Source organism: Sulfurimonas sp. (assembly GCF_032250635.1).
Lineage (GTDB): Bacteria > Campylobacterota > Campylobacteria > Campylobacterales > Sulfurimonadaceae > Sulfurimonas.
Map to the genome: position 1 here is coordinate 1 of NZ_JAVVFL010000088.1, position 8,651 is coordinate 8,651.

8 protein-coding genes are annotated in these 8,651 nt (G+C 39.6%); 6 read left to right on the forward strand and 2 right to left on the reverse strand.

The annotated features are described in order from the left end of the window. Positions 1 to 84: 84 nt before the first annotated feature. Complete coding sequence (locus tag RQ763_RS06540; protein ID WP_314151875.1) at positions 85 to 1,479, reverse strand: chemotaxis protein CheX; 1,395 nt, start codon at positions 1,477 to 1,479, stop codon at positions 85 to 87. After that, the gene (locus tag RQ763_RS06545) at positions 1,476 to 2,273 is read right to left on the reverse strand and encodes an HDOD domain-containing protein (RefSeq protein ID WP_314151877.1); all 798 of its coding nucleotides are present in this window, start codon (positions 2,271 to 2,273) and stop codon (positions 1,476 to 1,478) included. Before RQ763_RS06545 ends, RQ763_RS06540 begins: the two co-directional genes overlap by 4 nt. Before the next feature lie 165 nt (positions 2,274 to 2,438). Between RQ763_RS06545 and rpmB the strand changes: the two genes are divergently transcribed. From rpmB to RQ763_RS06575, 6 genes are all read left to right on the forward strand, one after another. Then, positions 2,439 to 2,627 (forward strand): 50S ribosomal protein L28, encoded by a 189-nt coding sequence (gene rpmB, locus RQ763_RS06550; protein ID WP_294930808.1) that lies wholly within the window; start codon positions 2,439 to 2,441, stop codon positions 2,625 to 2,627. An 18-nt stretch (positions 2,628 to 2,645) separates the two neighbouring features. After that, positions 2,646 to 3,782 (forward strand): potassium channel family protein, encoded by a 1,137-nt coding sequence (locus RQ763_RS06555; protein ID WP_314151878.1) that lies wholly within the window; start codon positions 2,646 to 2,648, stop codon positions 3,780 to 3,782. Then, positions 3,775 to 4,953, forward strand: a complete 1,179-nt coding sequence (argJ, locus tag RQ763_RS06560; RefSeq protein WP_314151879.1) for a bifunctional glutamate N-acetyltransferase/amino-acid acetyltransferase ArgJ — start codon at positions 3,775 to 3,777, stop codon at positions 4,951 to 4,953. The genes RQ763_RS06555 and argJ overlap by 8 nt, the downstream gene beginning before the upstream one ends. Positions 4,954 to 5,044: 91 nt before the next feature. Beyond that, on the forward strand, positions 5,045 to 5,857 hold the full coding sequence (locus RQ763_RS06565; RefSeq protein WP_314151881.1) for an SDR family oxidoreductase: 813 nt from the start codon (positions 5,045 to 5,047) through the stop codon (positions 5,855 to 5,857). Next, positions 5,858 to 7,027: a cytochrome-c peroxidase gene (locus RQ763_RS06570; protein WP_314151882.1), complete on the forward strand. Its 1,170-nt coding sequence runs from the start codon at positions 5,858 to 5,860 to the stop codon at positions 7,025 to 7,027. Continuing rightward, positions 7,024 to 8,651 (forward strand): multiheme c-type cytochrome (locus tag RQ763_RS06575; RefSeq protein WP_314151883.1); only part of this gene is annotated, 1,628 nt, incomplete at its 3' end. The genes RQ763_RS06570 and RQ763_RS06575, both read left to right, overlap by 4 nt.

The window sequence follows — 8,651 nt, forward strand, 5'->3', positions numbered from 1 at the left end:
TATGTCTATAAAAAATAACTATTGGTTTAAGCTATTCTTTATAGGATGGTTTTTTCATTGTGAAATTGTACTATTTTGTATCTTTTATCTTGTTAAGAAAAATATGAATTTATCATCATTAAAAGAGAGTTCTACCTGAACGCCTTTTCTGTTCTCAACTACTTCTAGAAGGCTAGCTATGTCTTGATAGGTTCTTGGAAGAGTTATATTTACAGATATATCTTCATCTGCAAGCAGAGATTTTATCTTTCCGCCTACAATATTGACCAGCTCTGCCAAAGTATCCAAAATCATCTCAATATCATCGGTGTCTTCGCCTATAAGAAGTTCACACGCCTTCTTTGCAATACCGGATGGGAAAACCAAGACCACCATTCCGTCCATATCGCCGTAGTAGCCAATGGAGCTTGCAATTTTGCCCTCTTTTTTCTCTATTGTTAGGTTTTGAACAGCAGCTGACTCTTTGTGCGCTTTTGAATTTGTCATCATCTCTATAGTAACGGCTGCCGCATTGATAAATTTGGGAAGCTCCATCACCGTCTCTTTATTTAAGACTCGTTTGTTTTTTATGTTTGCAGCACTTGAAGCCCCGAGCTCCTTTAAAAGCTCTTTGTTTTGAAGTATATCATCCATGTGTCTGTAAAAAATAATTCCAGCATCTTCCATATTCTCTTTAAATGAGATTGGAGTCTTATCAAACTTCATCCCTACAAAGCAGATAGTAGCATTGTATTCGGCTGCTGAAGATGAGAGTTTTGAGAAGAAGTTTAGCGCGTGTATGTTCATGCTGATGACTTTATATGCGTCAAAAATAAATAGTCTGAAGCCTACATTTAGAGAGTTGTTATGGTACTCTATATTGAAGTTGTCGCTTATCTCTACATCTAAAAATGAGGAGATGGTATAGATGATAGCATTTCCGCTTACTCTTGTCGCGACCTTTTGCCCCATCTGACCTAAAAATGTTGCATCTATAAGATAGTCAAATGCCTCTTTTTGGACTTTTTTTTCATTGTATTCGCTTAGAGATTTTGCAATTACGGTATTGTGTCCGTTGTCATGCAGCTCTATTGCTATTGCAGAGCGCTGTGACTTGTCATCGCTGTATACCAGAACAGTTTTGTTCTGATTTTTGTAGCTTGAAGAGAAAAGATAGGCAATCTCAAGAGTTTTAAAGAGCGAAAAGTTTGTGTCATCTTTGTAAAATCTCATGATGGCAACATACTTATTTTCATCATAGTCGCAAAATCCGACAGTTGCACCGTTGCTTTTGCGGATTTTAGAAAAAAGTTTTATAAAAATATCCAAGCCGTTTCGGTTAAAAAAGACAACACGTTTCAGTGAAACCAAAATCATATCTACTTTGAGTTTCGTGGTTGCCTCTACGTCTTCCATGTTTAGGTAGGTTGCCGCATTGTTGCCATCAAGAAAACCCTGCGGGGAAAATGTTGCTATGCCATCTTTAACTACGGCTTTCATTCAATCTCCATAAGCGAGGAAAACTCTTCATATATATCGTTGATATATTCAATTTGAAAGTCAATAAAATCATTGAGTCCAGCTTCAATAAAGAGCGGGTTTGAGAGCTCATAAAATAGAAGGAGATGCATCCATTTCCCCAAAAGATTTATCTTTTCATCATCTGATGGTTTTACACCAGATGCTGCTTGGACTATCTTAGAGATATTCTCATTCATCTCCCATTTTTTAGCAATCTGGGAGCAGATATCAAAAAGGTCAATGCCGCAAAGACGGACTAGAATGGTGTTGTAATCAAGTGCTTTTGTGCTTCGCAAAAGATTTACGTCTGCTATCTTTTGGTTAAAAAGAGCTTCGGTTACGATAATGCTTGCAGGAAGCAGACTGACCGCCGCATATATTTCTTTATCCTCAATTTTTAAATGCTCCAGTATAATCTGCCACTTCTTTGATAGATTTGCTTGAAGCTCGTAAAATAGGTGCGAATTGAGTTTAAATAAAATCCATTTCTTTGGACTTAAAAGAGATATCATGTAGTTGTAAACATTCTGCTGTGATAGCGAGACACCAAGAATACCAAATATTTGAGATATATCGCTGACCTCATTTTTAAACCCGTAGATAGGTTTGTTGACTATGTTTTTCAGGTATGCCTTGAGTGCTAAGTCATTTTCGGCAACTTTTGCGGCTTTTGATAACTCTCCTGCTCTGAGTAGTGCAAATGTCTCATTTAGAACTTTCGGTTCGGGCGGAATTTTTTCTATAAAACTATTGACTTGCTCTTTTGTTATCATATCTCGCCACATAATGTTAATTTTGTTTATTCTATCTATAAACGCATAAAACAAATATAAAAGGGTTTTTCAAGCCGTTCCTATTACGGGTTTACTTAAGGAGAAGTTTTGTTTAGGCTTGATATAATTCGCAACTTTAATCAAACCTAACACAAGGAAGCTAAAATGGCAAGAAGATGCGCTATAAGCGGCAAAGGCCCAATGAGCGGAAACAATGTTTCTCATGCTAAAAATAGAACTAAACGTCGTTTTTTGTTAAATCTTAGAACAGTACGTATCACTTTAGACGATGGTACAACTCAAAAGATTAAAATCTCTGCAAGAGAGTTGCGCACACTTAAGAAAAACTCTTAAGTAGAGCAGGAAATTAACTTGAATCTCTTAGAGAAGATTCGAAAATTTCTACACTGGGAGTCATCTCCCAAACCCCACATAACGCTCAATAGTGAGCTCTATTCCCAGCTTTTACCATTTAGAACACCACTGATACTAGTCCAGATGCTCATGCTTATAGGGACTTTAGGTTATATCTATATTGAAGATTACACCATAATGGATGCAATTTTTCAAGCCGGGTATACCTTTACTACGGTTGGATTTGGAGCACTTAAAGAGGGTGAATTTTCAGCAGCCGGACAGATATTTACAGTAACCCTTATCATTTTGGGTTTTACCGTATTTACTCTTGCAATCGGTATTGTTGTTGATGTTGTAGGGAAAGGGAATCTTAGAAGAATAGTAAAGGAGAGAAGAATGCTATACAGCATAGCGAGGCTAAAAAAGCACTTTGTCGTATGTTACCACAATGAGTATACTCTTGAAGTGACAAAGGAGCTGAGAAAAAATCATATACCTTTTGTTGTCGTTGATCCGCGTGAAGAGATACATCAGTGGGCTGAAGAGCATAACTATACGACATATTTAAAAGCAGAACCGCATGCGGAGCTTACTATGTTAAAAGCACATCTCTCCTCCGCAAAAGGGCTTATTACTCTCTCCAATACAATATCTGACAATATTGCCCTTATAGCCTCGGTAAGACTTTTTGAAAAAGAGCACTCTCTTCCAAGACCATACTATGTCATCTCTTCTGCGGTAAGTGCAAGTGATGTAGATAAGCTAAAAAAACTCGGAGCCGACACAGTTGTCTCACCTACGAAACTGACCGCTCAAAGAGTAAGTGCCATGGCGGCACGTCCAGACATGGAAAACCTCTTAGAGGAGTTTTTGTATACAAGCGACAATCCGCTTGATATGGAAGAGATAGAGGTTCCTAAATATAGCTGGGCAGTTCTTAAAAAGCTTAAAGAGACACATATTAGAGAGATTACGAATACTTCCATAGTCGGTATTACAAAAAAAGATGGAAAGTTTATGACTATGCCAAAGGGTGATGTACTAATAACTAGTGAATGTAAACTCCTTGTTATAGGAACACAACGTGGTATCAACACTACAAAAGAGCTCTTAAGAAGAAGAGACAAACCTAAGGAGTTGAAATTTGTATAACGTACTTTATTCACAAGGCGGAGTCTGTGCAAGTGATGGTTTTTTTGCAGATGGTGTGAGTGCCGGGCTTAAAAAAGAGAATGCTAAAGATATGGCATTTATCTATAGCGAAGATGAGTGTGAAGTAGCATCCGTTTTTACGACAAACAAAATGTGTGCGGCACCGATAAAGCATTTTCGTCAAATTGGTAATTTTAAGACAAATTTTGTTCTCATAAACTCCAAAAATGCAAATGCGATGACGGGTCAGGCGGGAGTTGAAGATATAAAAGAGGTGCTCTCTTTTTGCCCATCACAAGTCAAAAACCCAATCATGAGCTCAACTGGCGTAATCGGTGTGCGACTTCCAAAAGCAAAAATAATCGAAGGGATGAAACTTTTTGATTTAACAAAAAGAGATTCTGCATCTGCTTCAAAAGCCATTATGACAACGGATACTTTTGCAAAAGAGGTCGCTTTCAAGGTTGTTTTGGATGATGGAAGCAGCTTTAGCATGGGAGCTATTGCAAAGGGTGCAGGGATGATAAACCCTGCCATGGCAACGATGCTCTGCTTTATTACAACAGATGCAAAAGTAGCAAAAGATGAGATGCAAGAGCTGCTTGATGAGGTTGTAAAAACTACTTTTAATGCCATAAGTGTAGACGGTGACACCTCTACAAACGACACTGTTTTGGTTTTGGCAAACGGCAGAAGCGGTGCTTATGAGAGAGAAGCTTTCAAAGAGGCACTCTTTAAGGTAATGCACTTTTTAGCTCTGGAGATGGTTCGTGACGGCGAGGGTGCGACAAAACTAGTCACTTACAAAGTAACGGGTGCGAAAGATGATAGAGAGGCAGAGATTGCCGCAAAAGCACTCTCCGATTCGCTTTTGGTAAAAACTGCACTCTTCGGTGAAGATCCAAACTGGGGAAGAATCGCTTCAACAGTAGGTGCAAGCGGAGTTGAGGCTTATGAAGAGAAGTTAAAAATCTCATTTGACAACTTGTGCGTTTACGATAGAGGAGAGATTCTTTTTGACGCTGAGATGGAGAAGAAGTGCGCTGTTGTGATGCAGCATAAAAAGTTCACTATCTCTTGTGACCTAGGCATAGGCGATGGCGCTTTTAAGGCATACGGATGCGACTTGGGATATGAGTACGTAAAGATCAACGCTGACTATAGAACATAATAGTTAAGTTTAATAAAAAAATTGACATAAGAGGTTGATTGATTACTCTTTTTTGCATATACTTTATGACAAAAATTAGAGGAGTCTTATCATGTCAAAAGTAGTTTTAATCACGGGTGCAACATCTGGAATGGGTGCACTCTCTTCAAAGTTTCTAGCAGATAACGGATACACTGTTTACGCAGGCACGAGAGACGAAAATGCACCGCTTGGTGATGGAAATCTTAAAAATATTTATATAGACGTTACAAAAACAGATAGTATTAAAAAAGCAGTCGATACCATCATTAAAAATGAGGGCAAGATTGATGTTCTTGTAAACAACGCAGGTTACGGTCTTTTAGCAACGCTTGAAGAGGGAACTGATGAGGAGATATTCAAGCAGTTTGATGTAAATGTATTTGGGCTCATTAAAACGACAAGAGAAGTTCTTCCTTACATGATAGCGGCAAAGAGCGGCGTCATCATCAATATTAGCTCATTTTTAGGCAAAATGGGACTTCCGCTACTCTCACACTACAATGCTTCAAAATATGCCGTTGAGGGAATAGTCGACTCTTTAAGATTTGAGACGCTCCCTTTTGGTATACGTGTTCACTCGATTCAGTCGGGACTATTTGGAACAAACTTTGTCAAAAAAGGTCTAGTCGCCAACGCACAGACAACAAGTGAGAACTCGCCATATAAAGAGTTGGTAGCCCACTTTGTGCCGATTGTGGCAAAAGCTATCAATGAAGGTCCTTCTCCTCAGCCTATCGCAGATGCAATTAAGATGATTATCGAAGATGAAAATGCTCCTATCGCCGTTCCTGTCGGCGCAGAAGCTACGGCATTTGTGCCAATGAGAAAAGAGCTTAGTGATGAAGAGTTTGAGCAAAAAGTCAAAGAGACGTTTAGTATCTAGATGAAAAAGCTGCTCTTTTACTCGCTTCTCATCGCCATAACTGCGCTAAGTACCTTAGTTACAATTGCGTTTGTGCTGCCAAGCAAAAAGGTTCCAAACTATAGTGATGGGAAATTAAGAGAGTTGGCTTTGAGCAAAGGCTTAAAGCCTCTTCCGGCTTCGTTTGATAAGTTGGTGGAGCTTGTAGATGACGCCTCTAATCCCATGACGCATAAAAAAATTGCACTGGGAGAGGAGCTGTTTTTTGACACAAATCTCTCAAAAACAAAAACAACAAGCTGCGCCACATGTCACTCATTTGATAGAGATCTTAAAAATAGAGGTGCAATGCTCTCAATGCTTGCACAAGAAGATACAAAGATCAGTGATTGCGCAGCTTGTCATCTGCAGGATCAAAGCGGAGTCGATAGATTTACTTTTGCGCAGGGCGATGCCGGAGTGATGCACCCCAATCTTTTAAATACCCAAAGTATATTAAACGTCGGTTTTGCAAAGCATTTTACATGGAGCGGTGAAGTCAGCAGTATTAAAGAGCAGAGCGAGAACTCTTTTAGGGCTGATTATAAGATGAATATGAATCCGCAAGAGCTTGAGCTAAGACTAAAAGAGAGTGCTAAGTATAGCGAGATGTTTATTGAGGCTTTTGATGATGGAGTATCTTTTGAAAATGCCGCAAAAGCGATAGAGACATATGTGAAAACATTGGTAAGCAGAGCGCCGTATGACCGTTTTTTAGAGGGTGACAACTCTGCCATAAGCAATGAGGCAAAGAGAGGTTTAGCAAATTTTATAAGTTTCGGATGTAAAGGGTGCCATAACGGTATAGCTTTTGGTGGTCAGAGTATTCAGAGATTTCCGCTAAGAGAGTTCGCACAGCTCTACGATATAAAGCCAAATATCGAGACTCTCCATAGAGCATTTCCTTTTGAAAATAGCGGCGGCTTTTTAGGAAAAGATAACGGGCATCTCTTTAGGGTTCCCATACTTAGAAATGTTACAAAAACTTCGCCCTATTTTCACAATGGAGCTGTTGCGAAGATAAGAGAAGCCGTAAATATTATGGCTAAACATCAAATAGGGCTTAATCCCACTTTGGAGCAGATTGATGAAATCGTGGCATTTTTGAGAACTTTAGAGGGCGAAATAGTAGATTATGAGGAGCAAAAATGAGAAGGTTTTTTGTAAAAATTGCTCTATTTGCGATGTTTATAAGCGGTATTTTTATGTATGAGCTACTTGGTCTATCTTGGGAGAACTTTAGAGTTATTCAGCCTCTGCATATTGTAGGCTCAATTTTGATAATGCTCTTTTTTATGAACTCATTTATATATAGGCATATCCGAAGATACTTTTTTATAAAAAAGATAAACAGCATGGAGGGGTGGCTTCTTCTTTTTGCTTTTGTTTTGGTTACTCTTAGCGGGTTTTATCTCTTTTTGGTTGGTAACCGCGGTGGAGACATACTTGGGATACTCTCTTTTAACATTCACCTCTTTGGTTCACTCGCTTTATTAGCACTTTTTTTATGGCATATCTTAAGAGCAAAGAGCCAAAATATACAATCAGTGGCTCTGCTTGTTCCGATTTTATTGGCGTACCCATCCCTTTCATACAGCAAAATCACGGAGCTATCACTTTTGGAGATAGAGAAAAAAGCCAATAGTTACCACAGCGAAGATTGGAGTAATTCCGCAAAATGTAAGTCGTGCCATAGCGAGATATTTGAGCAGTGGAGCAACTCGAACCACAAACATATGGCAGGTTCAAACCCATACTATATGGTTATGGAGACGTTAGCTGGAGAGGTTGAGGGGCAGGAGTTTCGCAAATGGTGCATGAGCTGCCACAATCCAAGCGCTCTTGCTTTGGGGCATCCAAAAACAACGCATGCAATGGACGGCAACTTTGTAAGCAACGAGCATTTTGAAAAGGGTGCGAAAACGCTTCTTGATGACTTTGAAGAGCATGGCAACTTTAGGGTTGAGGAGGGCGTTTCGTGCATCACATGTCATCAGATAACGGAAGCCTCTAGCAAAGGAAATGCTTCTTTTACGCTCTCACTGGAGCGGCAGAAATATGCATTTGAAGATAGTGAGTCGGATTTGGGACGCTGGTTTAGCGAAAAACTGATCAATGCAAATCCTGATGTACATAAAAAAAGCTACTCCAAAGAGTTTTACAAAGAGAGCCGCTACTGTGCCTCATGTCATGATGAGTTTCATCCGCAAAACGGTATGAAAATCGTCTCGACTTTTAAAGAGTGGGAGAAGTCACCCTTTAACAATCCAAATGACAAGAGCAAACATAAAAACTGCGTAGATTGCCACATGACCTACTTAGAAGATGGAAAATTTGCACCGCTAAAGGGTGTTTCAACTGATGGCGGTGTTCTCAAGGATGACGTTAAAGTTCACTACTTTGCAGGTTCAAACCACTTTTTGGTAGGACTTAGAGACAAGGCGCATGAGGAGCAGACCCTGCAGCTTCTTAGAACCTCTGCAAAACTTGACATGGATATAAAAGAGGGAGTTTTGGAAGTAGGCGTAAAAAATGTGGGTGCCGGACATCATCTCCCAACAGGAGTGGCTGATTTTAGAGAGTTGTGGCTTGAGGTTGAGGTCAAAGATAGAGGCGGCAGAGTAGTTTTTTCAAGCGGCAAACTAAAAGAGGACGGAAATATAGAAGATGGAAGCAGACTCTTTCAGAAGGTTTTCGGAGATGAAGAGGGCAAGCCGGTAGGACTTCTTTTTTGGAAGTATAAAACGCTTCTAAGTGACACGAGAATACCCGCGGG

What these genes read in the sequence shown, in the direction of transcription:
- RQ763_RS06570 (WP_314151882.1), top strand. Translation starts at nt 5,858, where the DNA reads ATGAAAAAGCTGCTCTTTTACTCGCTTCTCATCGCCATAACTGCGCTA.
- RQ763_RS06565 (WP_314151881.1), top strand. Translation starts at nt 5,045, where the DNA reads ATGTCAAAAGTAGTTTTAATCACGGGTGCAACATCTGGAATGGGTGCA.
- rpmB (WP_294930808.1), top strand. Translation starts at nt 2,439, where the DNA reads ATGGCAAGAAGATGCGCTATAAGCGGCAAAGGCCCAATGAGCGGAAAC.
- RQ763_RS06545 (WP_314151877.1), bottom strand. Translation starts at nt 2,273, where the DNA reads ATGATAACAAAAGAGCAAGTCAATAGTTTTATAGAAAAAATTCCGCCC.
- RQ763_RS06540 (WP_314151875.1), bottom strand. Translation starts at nt 1,479, where the DNA reads ATGAAAGCCGTAGTTAAAGATGGCATAGCAACATTTTCCCCGCAGGGT.